This window comes from Paenibacillus sp. FSL H3-0310 (assembly GCF_038002785.1).
In the GTDB taxonomy this organism is placed as follows: Bacteria; Bacillota; Bacilli; order Paenibacillales; family Paenibacillaceae; genus Paenibacillus_AQ; species Paenibacillus_AQ odorifer.
Map to the genome: position 1 here is coordinate 724,346 of NZ_JBBODC010000001.1, position 19,038 is coordinate 743,383.

At 37.8% G+C, this 19,038-nt stretch carries 16 protein-coding genes; all 16 read left to right on the plus strand.

The window, feature by feature from the left end; genetic code table 11:
• The first annotated feature begins 16 nt into the window (after positions 1–16).
• A complete protein-coding gene (gene lon, locus MHH63_RS03295; RefSeq protein WP_076129428.1) occupies positions 17–2,380 on the plus strand; it encodes an endopeptidase La in 2,364 nt (787 codons plus the stop codon).
• Positions 2,381–2,392: 12 nt separating this feature from the next.
• Complete coding sequence (gene yihA, locus MHH63_RS03300) at positions 2,393–3,061, plus strand: ribosome biogenesis GTP-binding protein YihA/YsxC (RefSeq protein WP_036685063.1); 669 nt, start codon at positions 2,393–2,395, stop codon at positions 3,059–3,061.
• Between the two features lie 104 nt (positions 3,062–3,165).
• On the plus strand, positions 3,166–3,948 hold the full coding sequence (locus MHH63_RS03305; RefSeq protein ID WP_340394538.1) for a tyrosine-protein phosphatase: 783 nt from the start codon (positions 3,166–3,168) through the stop codon (positions 3,946–3,948).
• A gap of 135 nt (positions 3,949–4,083) precedes the next feature.
• The gene (locus MHH63_RS03310) at positions 4,084–6,060 is read left to right on the plus strand and encodes an S-layer homology domain-containing protein (RefSeq protein WP_341171201.1); all 1,977 of its coding nucleotides are present in this window, start codon (positions 4,084–4,086) and stop codon (positions 6,058–6,060) included.
• A gap of 119 nt (positions 6,061–6,179) precedes the next feature.
• The gene (locus tag MHH63_RS03315; protein WP_036685072.1) at positions 6,180–6,959 is read left to right on the plus strand and encodes a YveK family protein; all 780 of its coding nucleotides are present in this window, start codon (positions 6,180–6,182) and stop codon (positions 6,957–6,959) included.
• Positions 6,940–7,626 (plus strand): CpsD/CapB family tyrosine-protein kinase, encoded by a 687-nt coding sequence (locus tag MHH63_RS03320; RefSeq protein WP_076303251.1) that lies wholly within the window; start codon positions 6,940–6,942, stop codon positions 7,624–7,626. The genes MHH63_RS03315 and MHH63_RS03320 overlap by 20 nt, the downstream gene beginning before the upstream one ends.
• Positions 7,627–7,667: 41 nt before the next feature.
• Positions 7,668–9,500, plus strand: a complete 1,833-nt coding sequence (locus tag MHH63_RS03325) for a polysaccharide biosynthesis protein (RefSeq protein WP_076274667.1) — start codon at positions 7,668–7,670, stop codon at positions 9,498–9,500.
• A gap of 24 nt (positions 9,501–9,524) precedes the next feature.
• Entirely contained in the window at positions 9,525–10,220 is a 696-nt protein-coding gene (locus tag MHH63_RS03330; protein WP_076274668.1) for a hypothetical protein, read from the plus strand.
• A gap of 2 nt (positions 10,221–10,222) precedes the next feature.
• Complete coding sequence (locus tag MHH63_RS03335; protein WP_076274669.1) at positions 10,223–11,266, plus strand: stalk domain-containing protein; 1,044 nt, start codon at positions 10,223–10,225, stop codon at positions 11,264–11,266.
• Between the two features lie 92 nt (positions 11,267–11,358).
• Positions 11,359–12,021, plus strand: a complete 663-nt coding sequence (locus MHH63_RS03340) for a sugar transferase (RefSeq protein ID WP_076274670.1) — start codon at positions 11,359–11,361, stop codon at positions 12,019–12,021.
• The gene (locus tag MHH63_RS03345; protein WP_076274671.1) at positions 12,018–13,118 is read left to right on the plus strand and encodes a glycosyltransferase family 4 protein; all 1,101 of its coding nucleotides are present in this window, start codon (positions 12,018–12,020) and stop codon (positions 13,116–13,118) included. Before MHH63_RS03340 ends, MHH63_RS03345 begins: the two co-directional genes overlap by 4 nt.
• Before the next feature lie 147 nt (positions 13,119–13,265).
• On the plus strand, positions 13,266–14,393 hold the full coding sequence (locus tag MHH63_RS03350) for a glycosyltransferase family 1 protein (protein WP_076274672.1): 1,128 nt from the start codon (positions 13,266–13,268) through the stop codon (positions 14,391–14,393).
• Positions 14,390–15,259 carry a glycosyltransferase gene (locus MHH63_RS03355; protein WP_076274673.1) on the plus strand — a complete coding sequence of 290 codons (870 nt, stop codon included), beginning with the start codon at positions 14,390–14,392 and terminating at the stop codon, positions 15,257–15,259. Before MHH63_RS03350 ends, MHH63_RS03355 begins: the two co-directional genes overlap by 4 nt.
• Positions 15,260–15,366: 107 nt before the next feature.
• Entirely contained in the window at positions 15,367–16,635 is a 1,269-nt protein-coding gene (locus MHH63_RS03360) for an O-antigen polymerase (protein WP_076274674.1), read from the plus strand.
• 44 nt (positions 16,636–16,679) lie between these two features.
• Entirely contained in the window at positions 16,680–17,588 is a 909-nt protein-coding gene (locus MHH63_RS03365; protein WP_076274675.1) for a glycosyltransferase, read from the plus strand.
• Positions 17,589–17,723: 135 nt separating this feature from the next.
• Positions 17,724–19,037, plus strand: a complete 1,314-nt coding sequence (locus MHH63_RS03370) for a hypothetical protein (protein ID WP_341171202.1) — start codon at positions 17,724–17,726, stop codon at positions 19,035–19,037.
• Position 19,038 lies beyond the last annotated feature (1 nt).

Here is a 19,038-nt window from a genome sequence, read left to right on the forward strand (position 1 = left end):
GGGAGGTGCGAAAGCGATGATGACAAATAAAACAAAAGGTCGTCGTTTTCCTTTATTGCCGCTAAGAGGGCTTCTTGTGTACCCAAGCATGGTTCTTCACTTGGATGTGGGCCGTGAGAAGTCAGTTCGGGCGCTAGAGAAAGCTATGGTTGAAGATAATTTGATTCTTCTTTGTTCCCAGTCGGAAGTGAATATTGAAGAGCCAGGTCAGGACGATATTTTTCGGGTCGGTACTGTCGCCAATGTGCGGCAAATGCTGAAGCTTCCAAACGGTACGATACGTGTACTGGTTGAAGGTGTAGAACGGGCCGAAATTATTAATTATATCGATAATGATGAGTACTATGAGGTTATGGCGCGTGAGCTGCCGGAAGATGAAGATAGCGATCAAGAATGTGACGCGCTGATGCGTACAGTACTCAATCAGTTCGAACACTATATTACGTTATCCAAAAAAGTGACCCCAGAGACCCTCGCTGCTGTATCCGATATAGAAGAGCCTGGTCGACTTGCGGATGTCATTACGAGTCATTTATCGCTAAAGATTAAGGATAAGCAAGAAATTCTCGAGACGATTGATGTCAGTAAACGGCTGGAGAAGCTTCTTGATATTCTTAATAATGAGCGTGAAGTGCTGGAGCTTGAACGTAAGATCAATCAACGTGTCAAAAAGCAGATGGAAAAGACGCAGAAGGAATATTATTTGCGTGAGCAAATGAAAGCGATCCAGAAAGAACTCGGCGAGAAGGAAGGCCGGGTAGGAGAAGCGGAAGAGCTGCGGACGCTAATGGAAGAGAAAAATGTTCCAGAACGTGTGAAAGAAAAGATGGAGAAAGAAATCGATCGGCTGGAAAAAATGCCAGTCAGCTCTGCGGAAGGCGGCGTTATTCGCAACTATGTAGATTGGCTGCTCAGTCTCCCTTGGAGTGAACAGACAGAGGATGATCTTGACATCAAAAAGGCCGAGCAGGTACTTGATGAGGATCACTACGGTTTGGAAAAACCGAAGGAACGGGTATTGGAATATTTGGCCGTTCAGCAGTTGGTTAAGAAGCTTAAGGGTCCGATTTTATGTCTTGTAGGTCCTCCAGGGGTGGGGAAAACCTCACTAGCTCGTTCCATCGCCCGTTCGCTCAATCGCAAGTTCGTCCGTATCTCGTTAGGCGGTGTACGTGATGAGGCGGAGATTCGAGGTCATCGACGGACTTATGTAGGTGCGATGCCGGGCCGGATTATCCAAGGCATGAAGACGGCGGGTACGATTAATCCGGTTATCCTATTGGATGAAATCGATAAGATGGCTGCGGATTTCCGTGGAGATCCATCTTCAGCGCTGCTTGAGGTGTTGGATCCAGAACAAAACAACACGTTTAGTGATCATTTTGTAGAGCTGCCGTTCGACTTGTCGAACGTAATGTTTGTAACAACAGCGAACGTAGTGCATAATATTCCGCGTCCTTTGCTGGATCGGATGGAAATGCTGTTCATTCCAGGTTATACGGAACTGGAGAAACTGCAAATCGGCAGCCGTTATCTATTGCCTAAGCAGAAGAAAAACCACGGTCTTGCAGAAGATCAACTGATTATCGAAGACGATAGCTTATTACGCATTGTCCGCGAATATACCCGTGAATCCGGTGTGCGTAATTTAGAGCAGCAGATTGCAGCATTATGCCGCAAAGCTGCGAAACAAATCGTGTCTGAGGAAAAAGAGAAAGTGGTCATTCTTCCTGACGACATCAAGGATTATCTTGGGGCTTCTAAATATCGTTACGGTATGGCCGAGCTTGAAGATCAGATCGGTACGGTCACTGGGCTGGCTTGGACTGAGGTTGGCGGCGATACATTGCTGATCGAAGTTACGGTTGTGCAGGGAACAGGTAAACTAACCCTCACCGGACAGCTTGGCGATGTAATGAAGGAGTCGGCACAGGCCGCATTCAGCTATACTCGTTCGAAGGCGGAGGAGCTGGGGCTCCAGCCCGATTTTTATGAGAAGATTGATATTCATATCCATATTCCGGAAGGTGCAATTCCGAAGGATGGTCCGTCTGCAGGGATTACGATTGCAACCGCATTGATCTCCGCGCTCACGAAACGTTATGTTTCGAAGGATGTGGCGATGACAGGTGAAATCACCTTGCGGGGACGTGTACTGCCCATTGGTGGATTGAAAGAGAAATCTCTTGCGGCTCACCGAGCTGGATATAAAAAGATCCTTCTTCCCAAAGACAATGAACGGGATTTGAAAGATATTCCTGAGAGTGTACGTAATGATGTTGAGTTCGTACCGGTATCTAATATGGATCAGGTCTTGCATCATGCGTTAGTTGAGCATCATAATGAAATTAGCAGTGAGCCACCGAGTAGTGTGCATTAGAAAGGAAGTCCTATGAAAGTTAATATTGCCGAATTTATTATCAGTGCCGTTGGCCCTGATCAGTACCCTGATGATTCCTTGCCAGAGGTTGCTCTGGCAGGGCGTTCCAATGTGGGGAAGTCTTCCCTCATTAACCGAATGATTAACCGTAAGAATCTGGCTCGGACAAGCTCCACGCCTGGTAAGACACAACACATGAACTATTACCGTATCAATGAAGACAGCATGTATTTTGTTGACTTTCCAGGTTACGGGTATGCCAAGGTTTCCAAGACGCAACGCGCGGTATGGGGTAAAATGGTTGAAAAATACCTCTCTGAGCGCGATACGTTGAAGCTTGTTCTGCTTATTGTGGACCTGCGGCATTCGCCTACCAGCAATGATAAGATGATGTTCGACTGGTTGAAGCATTATGATCTTCCTATGTGTGTTGTAGCGACCAAAGCGGATAAAATTCCTAAGACACGCTGGCAAAAGCATATCAAGACCATGAAGCAGGAGCTGGGCGTGCTGCCAGGGGATAATTTTATTCCATTCTCCTCGGAAATTGGTCTCGGCAAGGACGAGCTTTGGGGCTTAATCGATGGGTATATTCGCCCTTCTGAGAATGAATCTCCGGATTCAGAGGATGCTGAAATGATAGCAAATGAATCTCAGCAAGAGGAGTCAACCGAAGCGTAAGATATGAACTCATTTACAATCAAGCAACCATTCCTGGTGGGAATGGTTGTATTTTTTTGTTGATAAAACTAAAATTTCTATGGAAAAGGACCGATAGATAACATATGATAGATATTCATTGCCACATCTTACCCTTTTTGGATGACGGAGCCTCTGATTGGGAAGCTGCTCTTGCCATGGCGCAAGACGCCCACAGAGAAGGGATTACTTCAGTCATCGCCACGCCACATCATGCCAACGGTCAATATATGAATAATGCCCCCAAGATTAAAGAAGCTGTGGAGATGATGAATGAGAGACTTCGTCAGGCTGGTAATCCACTGCTTGTTCTTCCAGGTCAAGAGATCCGTATCTACGGTGAACTTCTGAATGATCTGGAGCGGGGGGAACTGCTGAGTCTTGCAGATTCGCGGTATATTTTACTGGAAATGCCTTCTTCACGAGTACCACGTAACATGGAAGAAATCTGCCACGAGCTGATCATTCAAGGGTTCGTTCCGGTCATCGCCCATCCGGAGCGCAATGCTGAAATAGCTGCTGATCCTTCTAAACTAGAGAGACTGATAGAGCTAGGATCACTTGGGCAGGTAACCGCACAGAGTCTTGCAGGCGTTTTCGGGAATAAGCTACAGAAATTGTCGCTGGAGCTATGCCGTAGAAATGCAGTACATGTGTTGGCCTCTGATGCACATGACAGTGTTCATCGTCCTTTCGGATTAAACGCTGCTTATGTGGTTATGGAGAAAGAATTAGGCCCTGAGATGCGTGAATATGTTCGCGGCAATGCTCAGCAAATTATGACCAATGGCGAGGTTATTCATGGAAAACACGTACAAACAAGGGGAAACCGACAAAAATTGTTTGGATTTTTTTTCCGAAAGGGCTGACTAATCTACCTAATAGTGGTAGAATGGGTTTTATTGGGTGATTTAATGCTATACGTAATAGCGTAGCATTTGGGCGAATTGTTCTAGGTCTATGGTAGTACAGTATTTTAATACATAAGAAGAGGTGGATATTTAGTGACTTTGAAAAAGAAACTAGTAGTATCAACATTAGCAGCAAGTATGGTAGCAGCATCCGTTGCGGGTCTTCCGTTGGGAAGCCTTGGAGCAGTAGGCACAGCATCTGCGGCTACAGTTAGTAGCAGTGCAGCAGTTAAGGATAAGGTTCTTGCTGTTTACAAACAATTGACCGCAACAGATGCAGTTTATCTCTACAATTTGAAGACTGAGGTTGCAGCACTGAGTGAGAAAGAATTTACAGAAATTTTTGCTCCAGTACTGAACAAGCTTTCACTGGATGGAGAAGAAACAAAAACATCACTTAAATTGTTCCAAAGCGTTACTAGTGTAGTCTACGATGTCTATGGAAATGACTTCTCTGGAATCCAAGTGATCCGTAACGATGACAAAAACATTGCTTTGGTAAGCAAAATTGCAGCTAAAGCGGGTGTGTCTGGACTTACTGTTGATAGTGTTGCTGAATTCTTGAGCAGTATTGAAACAGAACTTCGTGATCTGGTAGGTAACAAGTCATCAGCAGATTTGTTGGCAATTCTTACATCTGAATCTGGTTACGAGACTTTGTTGGATGAAGCCATTGCGAAAGTGATGAACCACACTACAGGTGCAGGAGCTCTTACAGTAAGTCAGGCTTTGAACAAGCTTGGAGTTACTGCTAATGATGTTAAGCAAACATTGAAAAACCTGAACAATAATATTAAATCCGCAAAACCTGCGGCAAAATCACTTGCTGTTGCTTACGTTAAAGCTTATGGATTTAGTACTGGCGGCGGAGTCGGTCCTGGTAGCGGTGGCAGTGGGAGTGGAAGTGTTACAACGCCTGTAGCTCCTGTTCAAACTCCAGGAATCTATGACGTATCTAAGCTCGTAAGCATTGTTGACGGTAAAGCAACCTTGAAATTGGTTGATGCTGATGTAATTAAAGAATTTGATAAACTGGTTGCAGCGAACCCTGGCAAAACTGGTCTTACTTTGACCCTGAATCTGGGAACAGTAAACGCTACTACAGTTGAAGTTCCACTTTCCCAAGCCATTATTGAAGCTGCAAAAGCTAAAGGTATTGCGAATATCGCCGTTACTTTCAACGGTGTAACTGTAACGATTCCTGTAAGCCAATTCAGCACAGCGATTTCATTGACAGTAACTACAGCTAAACCAGAAGTTGTAACTTCCGTTACCAAGCTGAAATTGGCTTCGGATGTGTACGAATTCACACTTAGTGTGAACGGTGTAGTACAAAGCACATTTAAACAACCAATTACTATCAAATTGCCACTTAAGAATACTGATGGTCTTGATAAAGAATTGCTTTCCGTTGGTAAGCTTGTATACGGCGACCTGCAATTCCAAGGTGGAGTTCTTGATGGAGATTTCATCGTAGAACCACGTGATACATTCTCTTCTTATGCAGTACTTGAGAATAAAGTCTCCTTTAATGATATTTCTGCTGTACAAGCATGGGCTGGTAGACAAATTCAAGTCGTAGCTGCTAAAGGTGCGATTGAAGGAGTCGGAGCAGGTAAATTTGCACCGAAGAGCAACGTAACTCGTGCTGAGTTCTCCAAAATGTTGATTCGTGCGCTTAACCTGGAAAACAACTCTGCTGTACAAAGCTTTAGCGATGTAAGTTCAACTGCTTGGTATGCACCATATGTAGCAGTTGCATCAGAAAAAGGGATTATCACTGGACGCAGTGCGGCCAAATTTGATCCTAATGCAACTATTACACGTGCAGAAATGGCAACAATGATCTCCCGTGCGTTGAAATCTATCAATCCTGATGCAAAAACAGATTCTACTGCAATCAGCAAATTCTCTGATGCTGCTAAGATCAGCGCATCCCTAAGAGATGGCGTAGCGTTTGCAGCAAGCCACAACCTGGTTATCGGAAATGCTGGCAAGTTCAACCCGAACGATACAGCTACCCGTGCTGAAGCAGCAGTAATTATCTACCGTACTATTAACTTCAAGTAAATAAAACTTATAGTATACAGCCTCCTCTCATGTAGGTGAGAGGAGGCGATTTTTTTGCAAATAGGGAAGATTTGAACAGGCATCGAAATATTTCAGAAATAGCTTGGGGGTAATTTCACTTGTCATCACAAGAATTGGATCTTCGCGATTATTTTCAGATCGTCAGGAAGAGACTATGGCTCATTTTCAGCATAGTTGTATTGGTGTGCGGTATTGCTGGTGTATATAGTCTGTATATTAAAAACCCGGTATATGAGGCATCCACGAAGATTATCGTTAACCAAACACCGACGCAGTCAGCGGTGGGGCAGCTTGATTTAAACCAGATTAATACCAATATTCAATTAATTAATACGTATAAGGAAATTATTAAGACTCCGGCCATCCTTGATATTGTTACAAAGGATTATCCGCAATTCAATATTACTGCGGAAGAGCTATTAAAAAAGGTTAATGTGAGTTCCGTAAATAATACGCAGGTGATGACACTTGTCGTTCGAGATAATTCTTATCAGCGGGCTGCTGAAATCGTGAATGCCATTTCACTTGTGTTCAAGGAAGAAATTCCAAGTCTATTTAATGTGGAAAATGTATCGATTCTGAATGAAGCTAAAGTGAATCCAACTGTTGAGCCACGGCCGGTAGAACCGAATGTTTTACTGAACATGGCTATTGCTTTTATCGTCTCTTTGATGATTGGCTTAGGGATTGCCTTCCTGCTGGAATATATGGATGACACCCTGAAGACAGAAGCTGATATTGAGAAGTATCTTGGTTTGCCTACCATAGCTATGATTACAAGATTGGGTCAAGATGAAAGCAAGCAAGGTGCCGCACAAACACAGAAACAATCATCCAGAAAGGCGGGGGACCTCGAACATGTCACAGCTTCCAAATAAACAACGCCATCTGATCACCGTTACGAACCCACGCTCTCCTGTCTCTGAAGCGTTTCGCGCATTGCGCACGAATATTGATTTTTCTTCTGTAGATCAGACTATTCAAGTGATTATGGTCACTTCCTCCGGGCCGGAAGAAGGTAAATCTACGGTATCTGCTAACCTGGCGGCAGCTTACGCACAAGCAGATAAAAGAGTATTGTTGATTGACGCCGATTTGCGGAAGCCGACGGCACATAAGACTTTTACACTAAGCAACCGTTTTGGTTTATCCTCCCTACTGTCTCAACAGGCAGTTCTTGAGGACACTGTCCAAGAGTCTGGCGTTAATAATCTTTCAATTATGACCTCTGGACCAATCCCGCCCAACCCGGCGGAAATGATGGCATCTAATCGGATGAGCACTCTTTTACAGGATTTGCGTCAGCGGTATGATGTCATTCTTATTGATACTCCACCATTATTAGCGGTTACGGATGCACAAATTGTGGCCTCGAAGAGTGATGGCGTTATTATGGTTGTCAGCTATGGTAAGGTAAAACGCGATATCGCAGTGAAAGCTAAAGCTAATCTGGATCGCGTGGGTGCAAAAATGCTCGGCGTCGTTCTCAATAATGTAAAACGTAAAGCTAGTGAAGGGTACTATTACTACTACTATGGAAATTGATTTATTCATAATTAAAAATGTTATTTTTGGAGGCACTGAAAATGACAGCGAAATCTAGAGTGATTCTTTTATTCTTCATTGATCTTGCGATCATTTGGTTCAGTATTGTGACATCTTATTTGTTTCGGTACCCTAACCATGCTCTTCAGGAATATGTTGTACAGATGCTGCAATTTGGTTTGATTGCAACATTTGCATTTGGTGGAAGCCTTATATACTTCGGTCTTTACCGAAGAATGTGGCAATATGCCAGTATCGGTGAAATTATATCGGTTTCTAAAGCTATTGTAGTAGGGTCTTTATTTTCATTTGCACTGGCGTATCTAATTTTGCCGGATAGAGTACCTCTTGCCATAGAAGTTCGGTCCATGGAGACTATTCTTTTATTAGTAGGTGGAGTCCGATTTTTATGGAGAGTACTTCATAATGACCGAATCAATTACAAAGACACTAAGACCCATACACTAATTGTAGGTGCTGGTGATTGTGGGTTATTAATTGCTCGGGAAATGATGGGACCCTCTTTTGCACATACCAAATTAGTCGGTTTCATTGATGATAATGCGAATAAATACCATATGTATATATTGGGTGTTCCTGTATTAGGTAATCGATATGCTATCCCAGCTATTGTGAAAGAAAGAGAAATTCATGAGATTATTATTGCCATGCCCTCTGTTTCACGTACTGAGATTTCTGAGATTATTAATCTTGCCAAAAAGACTGGAGCAAAGCTGAAGATTATACCGGCTCTTAATGATCTGATCGCTGGAAAAATATCAGTTAAGAAACTTCGGGATGTTAGCGTAGAAGATTTATTAGGTCGTGAGCCGATCGTAGCTGATTTAAACAGTATTTTAGGTTATGTACATCATAAGACGGTGTTAGTTACGGGGGCTGGCGGATCTATTGGTTCAGAGTTATGCCGGCAGATTGCTCCTTTTGGTCCGGACAAGCTAATGTTACTTGGACACGGTGAGAACAGTATTTACACGATTGAAATGGAGCTTCGTAAGAGTTTTCCGGAGTTGAACATTGTAACCGTGATAGCAGATGTACAGGATCGCAGTCGGATAATGGATGTATTCAGTGGCCATAGACCGCATGTGGTCTTTCACGCAGCAGCACATAAACACGTTCCTTTAATGGAGCGTAATCCTTCGGAAGCCATTAAAAATAATGTTTTTGGCACCAAAAATGTTGCGGATTGTGCAGATAAATATGGTGCCGAGAGATTCGTAATGATCTCTTCGGATAAGGCGGTTAACCCAACCAGTGTAATGGGTGCCACTAAACGGATTGCGGAAATGTATGTGCAGAGCCTGCACACCACAAGTCAAACAAAGTTCTCTGCTGTGCGTTTTGGGAATGTTCTTGGCAGTCGTGGTAGTGTGATTCCAGCCTTTAAGCAGCAGATCGCTGCCGGGGGGCCAGTGACTGTGACTCATCCAGAAATGGTGCGTTATTTCATGACGATTCCGGAAGCTGTTCAGCTTGTCATCCAATCTGGTTCTTTCGCCAAAGGCGGAGAAGTGTTCATTCTGGATATGGGAGAGCCGGTTAAGATTCTAACGTTGGCGGAAGACTTAATTACGCTCTCTGGATATGAACCCTATAAGGACATTGATATTCATTTCTCCGGTATTCGTGAGGGTGAGAAGTTATATGAAGAGTTGCTTACAGATGAAGAAAATCTAGGTTCTACTGATCATGGAAGAATCTTTATCGGTAAACCTAATGTCATAAGTCTGAACCAGTTAGAACTGGAGTTTAAACGTTTGGAACGTGTTCTCGCTGAGGAACCAGAAGTCATCCGCGAAATAATCAATCAGATTGTACCGATGCAGCCCGTTGCCCAAGTTGCTATTAGCTAAGTAATTCATAAAGGAGGATATAAAGTGTTCAACAAACGATGGAAAAAGATCCTTTTATGGACGCTGTCAGTTATTGTAGTACTGGGTGTTGGCGGCTTGTTCGCCGCGAATTATGCTGTCGATAAGCTGATGAATTCAATGGCAGATGGTTTTGATCTGGAATCTGAGGATAATGTTGGTGGTCAAGATCAAGGAACGGCACCGACTGATACAGTTGATGATAGTAATGTCGAACCTGTAGAGTCTGCGGTACCTTCTACTCCACCAGTAAATGATGAGGGAAGTAGTAATCAAAGTAGTGAAAATAACGATAAACCTAGTGGAGAAACAACAGCTTCTACTACTAGTGAACCGACCAAAGCTCCATCATCAGAACAAAAAGATGGCTCTTCAGATGGTTACACAGCACAGGTCTCCACAGATAAAGCTAAGCAAATTCAAGAAAATGTAACGATTAAGGATAAAGCAGATGTTGCTTCTATTGTTCTTGGTCAACTTAGCGTATCCGATATTAATCGTCTTAAAGATTTGGCAAAGGGTGGCTTAACGACTGAGGAGAAGCGTGAGGCGCGCAGTATCATCCTAGGTAAAGTATCCACAGAGCAGTACAATGAGCTTTCTCAGATTGCTAAAAAGTACGGAGTCAGTCAAGGGAAAACGCATGACCAAATCATTGCTGAAGAAGAACAATTAAAAGCGAAAGAAAAGGGAAGTGAATAAGCATGTCTAAAGCAACATTATCAATCGTGGCTTTATCGTTAATTGCTTCAATTGGTTTAGCACCCTTAACAGCATCCGCACCTATATCAGTATCAGCAGCGGCAGTACCAAGTGCAACGCCTAAGACTGCAAATAATACGATTAAAGTGCAAAGTATGAACGTGAATTTGATTTTTGACGGTGTGAGTATTCAGCCACCCGCAGGCCAGTATGTATTCATGTACAACAATACAACTTATGTTCCATTGCGCTTTATGTCATATGCTTTACAGAAGAGTGTAGCTTGGGATGCTAAAAACGTTAAAGTTACCGTAGCAGAGCCTAGTAGCTCAGAGCTAGTTGTGATTAAAGAATATCTAATGAATGCAAAGAACGGGAATAGTACCTCAGCAGCAGCGAACAATATTGTCCTCAATCAAGTTAAGGCAAGTTATGTATTTAACGATGCAACCAAGGCTTTGCCTACAGGTCAATCTAGCTTCATCCTGAATGGTTCATTATATGTGCCTCTACGTTTTTTATCGGAATCTGTAGGTCATAACATTAGCTGGGATCAGAAGACGAAGACCATTACTGCAGCTTCCAAGGCTTATCAGGAACAAGCCCCTAATGGGTCGACAAACAATGACAATGGCAAGGGCCCATCTCCAGTAGCGACACCAGCGCCAACGGATACAACAGCTGCACCAGGTGGTGCAGGTGCAACAGGGGGTGGTTCTGCAGGAACTGGAAAGGTTTCATATGAAACTATCACTAGTGACACAGAAGCTAAGCTTACGGCGCTTAAAAATCAAAGTCAATCGACATTAATGAGTATTGGGTTTGAGTATCTTGGAGCGACAGATGAAGCGAGTAAAAAAAGTATTAAAGAAAAAGGGTTGCAACAGCTGGCCTCATTTACTGCTAGCTTCAATAGTATAGTTGCTGACACTGAACAAAAACTGAACAGCAATGGCTATAGTACAGAAATTATTAGTCAATATAAAAGTGAATTTGAATCACAGCTTCAGGCGGGTAAAGATATAGCTGAGAAGATGGCGAATTAAGAGAGTAGTAAGAACATCATCTCTATGCTCATTTGGCATAGAGATGATCTACATATATGAAGAGATAGTAACTTAAAGGATCAGGTGAACTTATGAAACCTTATGTTTACGTGAAACAAACCATAGATTTTCTATTAGCATTAATCGGGATGCTAGTATTATGGCCAGTTTTTTTGATTATTGCGATCGCAATTAAGAAGACCTCCAAAGGGCCTATATTATTTAAACAAAAACGATTAGGTAAAAATAAGTCAAAATTTTATATTCTGAAATTTAGAACGATGCGAACAGATACTCCACAAGACATGCCAACGCATCTACTGGAAGATCCTGATTTCTTTATTACTAAAGTAGGCAAGTTTCTAAGAAAAACAAGCTTGGATGAATTACCTCAGATTATCAATATCCTAAAAGGTGAAATGAGTATCGTGGGACCTCGTCCTGCATTATGGAATCAATATGATTTAATTGCTGAACGTGATAAATATGGAGCTAATGATATCAAACCTGGGTTGACTGGATGGGCTCAGATTAATGGTAGAGATGAGTTACCTATTGAGAAGAAGGCGAGTCTGGATGGGGAGTATGTTAATAAAATGACTATGGGGTTGGATGTGAAATGCTTTTTTTTTACAATAATTAAGGTCCTGAAGAGTGATGGGGTAGTAGAGGGAGGATCTAGAGATTTAATGAAAGTGAAAACAGGATTTTCATCTATCGGAGATAGAAACCATGAGGAGACTTTTAGATTATGAAAATTCTATTTCTTTCCAATCATTTCATTACACTTTACTCCTTTAGAAAAGAATTGATAAAAAGACTTATAGAGGATGGACATGAAGTATATCTTTCAATTCCTAAATCTGATGAAAACTCTTATTTTTCTAATATGGGTTGCAAGATAGTTGAAACTTCTGTTGACAGAAGAGGAATAAATCCATTTAAGGATTTTTATTTATTGTGTAAGTATATCAAAATTATGAAGGGGATAATTCCTGATATTATTTTTTCATATACGATTAAGCCTAATATATATGGTTCAATTGCTTCAAATATAACAAAAAGAATACAAGTTAATAATATAACGGGAACGGGTGCAACATTTCTAAAAGAAAGTTTTGTAAGTAGATTAGTAATTTTGTTATATAAGATTTCTGTGAAGAATTCATGGATGGTCTTTTTTCAGAATAGTGGAGATAAAGATTTCTTTATAGATCATAAAATGATACGGGATAATTATATAGTTTTACCGGGATCAGGCGTGAATTTGGAGCAATATTCTGCTACTGATATGCCTAGTGGAAGTGAGATCAATTTCATCTTCATCGGAAGAATAATGAAATTAAAAGGAATTGAAGAGTATTTGTCATGCGCAGAGATTTTAAAAGGGAGATATTCTAATGTTAATTTTTATATTGCTGGATTTATAGAAGAGGATAAGTATAAAAAAATTATTAAGGAATATAGCAATCAAGGCATTATTAAATACATAGGTTTTCAAAAGGATATTAAAACATGGATTCAAAAATGTCATTGTACTGTTCTTCCATCACATGGAGGAGAAGGTATACCTAATGTTTTATTAGAATCAGCTGCAATGGGACGTGCCTGTATCGCATCAAACATTAATGGTTCAAATGATGTTATTACTGATGGTGTTACAGGTTATCTATTTGAAACAGGTAGTCGTGGTGACTTATCTGTTAAATTGGAGCAATTTATACAATTATCAAATAATGAAAGGAATCAAATGGGGCAACTTGGGCGAGAAAAGGTGGAAAGACAATTTGATAGACGGTTTGTAATTGAAGCATATATAGAAGAATTAGAAAAGGTTAAGACTTTGGAGTGAAAATTTATTTTTCATCTATTTTAAATGTTGTTTACATTTTAATTAGATAATCACAATTGGATGATTTTGTTATATCTATTATTTTATCTCTGTTTTTTAATTCTAATTGATTGAATCTTATTTAATCTATTAATGAGGAGTAATATAATGAAAGAAAAAATAAGAATACTACATGTGTTGGGAGGGTTAAACAGAGGTGGTGCGGAGACGATGGTTATGAATGTATATCGTAATATTGATCGTTCGAAAATTCAATTTGATTTTATTATACATACTACAGAAAAATGTGATTATGAAGATGAAATCAAAAATTTAGGAGGAGAGATCTATAGGGTTCCACGTTATAATGGTAAGAATCATATAGTTTATAAAAATGTATGGCATAAATTCTTTCGATTACACTCTGAGTATAAAATTATTCATGGTCATTTGAGGAGTACTGCTGCTATATATTTAAATATTGCTAAAAAGTATAAATTGAAAACAATAGCACACAGTCACAATACTTCTTCTGGTAGTGGAGTAGCCGCTGTGATTAAAAACGTGATGCAAATTCCGATTAGATATATTGCAGATTATCTGTTTGCGTGTTCAGATGATGCTGGTAAATGGCTCTTCGGTAAAAACGTCATAAATAATAAGAAATATAGAATTATTGAAAACTCTATTGATTGCGATTCTTATATGTACAATGATCACCTGAGGAACAATATGAGGAAAAGTTTAGACCTTAACGATAAATATGTGATAGGCCATGTTGGGAGATTTAACATACAGAAGAATCATGAATTTTTACTGGAAGTTTTTTTTGAATTGCAAAAAAGTAGAAGCAATGCGGTATTGTTGCTTATTGGAGATGGAGAACTACGGGGGGATTTGGAACAACGCATATTAGATTTAGAGATACAGGAGAAAGTTATTTTTACTGGTGTCATATCTAATGTGAATGATTTTATGCAGATTATGGATATTTTTGTGTTTCCTTCACATTTCGAAGGATTAGGAATGGTTGTTATTGAGGCACAAGCAGCCGGGCTTCCCTGTATTGTTTCGGATACAGTACCTTCAGAAGCACATGTTACAAATTTGATAAAATCATTATCATTATCACTAAGTGCTACCGAATGGGCTAATGAAATATTAAATAGTGAAATTATTAATAACAGGTTAGATGCTAATATCGAAGTGAAAAAGAGCGGATATAATATTGCTGAATCAAGTGAATTTTTAGAAAAATTTTATTCGAAAATGCTTATAAAGGAAGTATATACATGAAGAAGTATTGTGGAGTTGTTGTGTTATTTAATCCTGACGATGACGTAAGACTAAATATTGATTCTTATCTTGAATCAGTGTCGAAATTATATATCATAGATAATTCAAAAGTTGAAAATAACCTTTTGTTGAATGAAATAAGAACAAAGGAAAAACTAGAGTATATTCCATTAGGTGAAAATATGGGACTGGCTTATGCTTTAAACTTAGGGTGTCGAAAAGCAGTGTTGGATGGTTTTGATTACATATTAACAATGGATCAGGATTCAAGGTTTGAAAAGTTTGCTGTGAATAAAATGATCTCTTTTATTGAGAAATCAGCAGTTCATTATTCAATTGTTTCACCAAATGTATCTTCAGTTTATTATGATGAGAGTTCGAATCAGGATGAAATTGCATACACTCATTTAAAAAATGATGAGATTGTTGAGCGTAATTGGGTAATGACCTCAGGTTCGTTAATGTGTCTGAAAGATTATCAAAAAGCTGGGGGATTTGATGAGTCCTTGTTTATTGCGCATATCGATATTGATATAGCTATCAAATTTGATCAGTTTGGTGGGAAAATAATACAAATAGGGAATGCGATTATATATCAAAGATTTGGAAATTCCAAACCCAAAAAATTTTTTTGGAAGACTATTTATCCATCATTTGCCTCACCAGTAAGGACATATTACTTGTTTAGAAATCAAAAGTATCTTGAGAAAAAATGGGATAATTATAACTCGTTTATTGATGTGCATTTGTATAAATTTATTATTAAAATACTACTCTACGAAGATATGAAATTCAAAAAGATAAAAATGGGCCTAAAGGGACTAAAAGACGCTCGGTTAAATAATATGGGTACATATAAAGAATGAGTATATGGAAAGTAATTATTTTAAAAACTGTTAAAGTACATTTTAAGAAAGGCTGTCTCTTTCATGTCCAGTCATTTCTTGACATGATGACAGAGAGGGATTATTAAATGGTATATGCTAGTATAATAGGATGCATAATAATATTGTTTTTCATTTGGCAAAAATCGAAAGATATCCTTGCTCCACCTTTTATTATAGGAACTATATGGACCATTATGTATATGGCACTGCTACTTAGAAAAGAAACTGTTGATTTAAGTAGCATATATTATTCTTCTTTTGTTATTGGACTTCTCTTTTTTACAATAGGCTTTTACTTTATAGTTAGGAATTCTAAAAGAACAATAAGTTCAATATCTGGGCAAAATCCAGGGAAAATCAGATTTAATTCATTTAATATGAAGATAATTATTTTTATAGAGATAGCTTTGTTTTTGTTTTTCCTTGTGAAGGTTACTCTTTATATTTCTGGAAATTTCGCCTATAATTTTTGGCAAACCTTAAGTATTGGGAAAGCAACTGGAATGTTCACAGAAGGTTTAATAATTTCATATTCAAGAAACGCAATTATCGCGCTGACTATTGTTTGTAGTATCGCATATTTTAATAATCCTACGAAAAAAAATAAAAATTACTTTTTGATATCTTTTATAATAGCCTTGTTTTTCACAGTAACAGGGGGCAGTAGAGGGATTATTTTCATGCTTCTATTCGGAGTGTGTTTTAGTGCAATTATTATTAAAAAATATGGAAACAAGAAGATTTTAGTTATTTTATTTGTATTATTGTCTATAGTACTTACTACCTTTATCGCCTTTGCTTATATGAAATATGTATATGAAGATCAAAGTAATACCTTTGAATTCGTAATGAAGCAATTTAGAATTTATTTTACAACTTCTATGATAGCATTTGTACGATGGATGGAAACTTTTAATTATTATTTATATGGTACGAATACATTTAGATTCTTTATTGAGTTCTTGAATGTAATAGGGTATAACTTTGATGTCTCAAGTACGGTACAGGATTTCGTTATTGTTTATGGTGATAGAACTAATGTCTTTACGGTCTTACATTATTATGCAGCTGATTATGGTTTGACTTATTCGTTTGTAATACTTACCCTTTTGGGTTTAACTCATGGTTTTTTATATAAAAAAGCAGTCGTTTCAACAACATTATCTCCTTTTTTTATAGCTTTGCATTCTATTTTTTACTTTCCATTAATTTATCAATTTTTTTCTGATCAGTACTTAACAATTTTATCAACATGGTTACAACTTATTTTTTGGTTTTGGTTATTTACTAGAAAAGGATTCTTAATTGTTGGACAGTTTGAGAGCGAACAATCGAATGATAGTATCTCTAGTTAAGTATTATCTGTTAAACTATATTGATATAAACTGGGGTTATTTTTATGAAAAAGGTTCAAGTTTTATTATCGTCGTATAATGGAGAAAAGTATTTATCAGAACAATTAGATAGTATCTTTAATCAAAAAGGAGTTATTGTACACTGTTTGGTGAGAGATGATGGTTCAGATGATAATACTAGGCTTATACTATCTGAGTATCAGCAGAAATATTCGAATTTAGAGGTTGTTTTTGATGGAAATATAGGATATAAGTCTAGTTTTTTTACACTAGTACAAATGTCTGGGGATTTTGATTACTATGCTTTTGCCGATCAAGATGATATATGGAAAGAGGAAAAATTATCAGAGGCGGTTAGGAAAATCGGTGAGATCGAAGAGGATCTAGCAGTAGTGTATTGTTCTAATTGTATATTGGTTGATAATAATTTGAATTACATCAATTTACTTAATATTAAGGAGAATATGATACCTACGAGTAAGATTAAAGCTTTGGCACAAGGATTTGCCCATGGATGTACTACGGTATTTAATTCCAACACTAGAAATTTAATTATTAAATATAAACCTAAACAACAATATGCACATGATTTCTGGCTACCATTGCTAGTTTTATTTTTAGGAAGGGTTATTTATGATGCGAATTCTTACATCCTTTATAGACAACATACTAATAATATCTTCGGTGGAAGACGTTCCTTACTTGAAGTTTTTAATTATAGATTAAAGCAGTTGAAAATTAATAAGAATTTCCATTCTATCTTGGCAAGCGAAATATTAGAAGGTTATGGTGATCAATTAACTGCTGAAGATTATGGTATGTTAAATGATGTTAGTACTTATAAATCTTCTTTATCAAAGAAGATTAAATTGCTATTTAATAAAAAACTTAAAAGAGATACTGTAAAGGGAACTTTATACTTAAAATTATTGATTATTTCTTCTAGATTTTAAAATAAAGAATAGAATGCTGAGGATACTATATTGAATGATCGAGTTAAAAAATTCATCAGAGATTTTTCGTATACTATAACTTCGAATTTCGTTTCTATTATGGTGTCAACATTAGTAATTCTAATAATACCAAAGTTGATTGGTATCAAGGAATACGGATATTGGCAGCTATATTTATTTTATTCTTCTTATGTGGGATTTTTACATTTTGGGTGGCTTGATGGAATATACCTTAGGTATGGTGGGAAAGAGTATAGAGACTTGGATAAAAAGTTATTTTGCTCACAGTTTTACATGTTGCTTGCACAACAATTAATAATAGTTATAGCTCTAATGACTATCTCATATTTTGCTATTATTGATTTTGATAGAAAGTTTATACTTCAAATGATAGCTTTATGTACGATAATTGTAAATCTTAGATTTATGTTGCTTTATGTTTTGCAAAGTACAAATAGAATTAAAGAATACGCACAGATAACAATGTTAGATAGGTTAATATATTGCTGTTTGATCATAATCTTATTAACTGTTGGAGTAAGAGAATATAAATTAATGATAATTGCTGACTTGGTTGGGAAGTTACTATCTTTAATTTACTCTATGTATTGTTGTAAAGATATTGTATTTAATAGATTTTCGACTTATTACTTTAGCTTTAAAGAAATGATCCAGAATATTACGGTTGGAATAAATCTAATGTTTGCAACTATTGCAAGTATGTTGATAATTGGAGTTGTTCGATTCGGAATTGAACGATCATGGGATGTCGCCACATTTGGTAAAGTATCCTTAACATTAAGTATTTCTAATCTACTAATGATTTTTATTAATGCGGTAGGTATTGTTATGTTTCCTATTCTTAGAAGAACGGATGAAACCAAGCTACCAAAAATATATGCAACTATGCGAAACTTTCTAATGATAATCTTGCTAGGTATTCTTATCAGTTATTATCCTTTTAAAGTTGTATTATCAAACTGGTTACCTCAGTATGCGGATAGTTTAATGTATATGGCGATACTATTTCCAATGTGTGTTTATGAGGGGAAGATGTCACTTCTGATAAGTACATATTTTAAAACCTTGAGAAAAGAAAATCTAATGTTGAAATTAAATTTATGTTCCTTTTTATTGAGCTTTATTATTACAGTGGTTACTACTGTAATAATAAAAAATTTGGATCTAGCAATACTATCCATTGTATTTATATTGGTCTTTAAGTGCATCCTGTCGGAAGTATTTTTATCAAGAATATTAGGGATATCAATATTTAAGGATGTAGGCTTGGAATTATCTTTAACATGTATTTTTATTATTACAGGTTGGTATCTTAATTCTTGGACTGCAGTATTAATATATGTTATAGCTTATTCGGTGTATTTAGTAATAAAGCAAAAAGATATTATCAATACACTTAAAGACATCAAGCAATTAATACGGATATAGA

Bases quoted from the DNA above. Each gene is read 5' to 3' on its own strand.
- lon (WP_076129428.1), top strand. From the start codon at position 17: ATGATGACAAATAAAACAAAAGGTCGTCGTTTTCCTTTATTGCCGCTA.
- yihA (WP_036685063.1), top strand. From the start codon at position 2,393: ATGAAAGTTAATATTGCCGAATTTATTATCAGTGCCGTTGGCCCTGAT.
- MHH63_RS03305 (WP_340394538.1), top strand. From the start codon at position 3,166: ATGATAGATATTCATTGCCACATCTTACCCTTTTTGGATGACGGAGCC.
- MHH63_RS03320 (WP_076303251.1), top strand. From the start codon at position 6,940: ATGTCACAGCTTCCAAATAAACAACGCCATCTGATCACCGTTACGAAC.
- MHH63_RS03325 (WP_076274667.1), top strand. From the start codon at position 7,668: ATGACAGCGAAATCTAGAGTGATTCTTTTATTCTTCATTGATCTTGCG.
- MHH63_RS03335 (WP_076274669.1), top strand. From the start codon at position 10,223: ATGTCTAAAGCAACATTATCAATCGTGGCTTTATCGTTAATTGCTTCA.
- MHH63_RS03340 (WP_076274670.1), top strand. From the start codon at position 11,359: ATGAAACCTTATGTTTACGTGAAACAAACCATAGATTTTCTATTAGCA.
- MHH63_RS03345 (WP_076274671.1), top strand. From the start codon at position 12,018: ATGAAAATTCTATTTCTTTCCAATCATTTCATTACACTTTACTCCTTT.
- MHH63_RS03350 (WP_076274672.1), top strand. From the start codon at position 13,266: ATGAAAGAAAAAATAAGAATACTACATGTGTTGGGAGGGTTAAACAGA.
- MHH63_RS03355 (WP_076274673.1), top strand. From the start codon at position 14,390: ATGAAGAAGTATTGTGGAGTTGTTGTGTTATTTAATCCTGACGATGAC.
- MHH63_RS03360 (WP_076274674.1), top strand. From the start codon at position 15,367: ATGGTATATGCTAGTATAATAGGATGCATAATAATATTGTTTTTCATT.
- MHH63_RS03365 (WP_076274675.1), top strand. From the start codon at position 16,680: ATGAAAAAGGTTCAAGTTTTATTATCGTCGTATAATGGAGAAAAGTAT.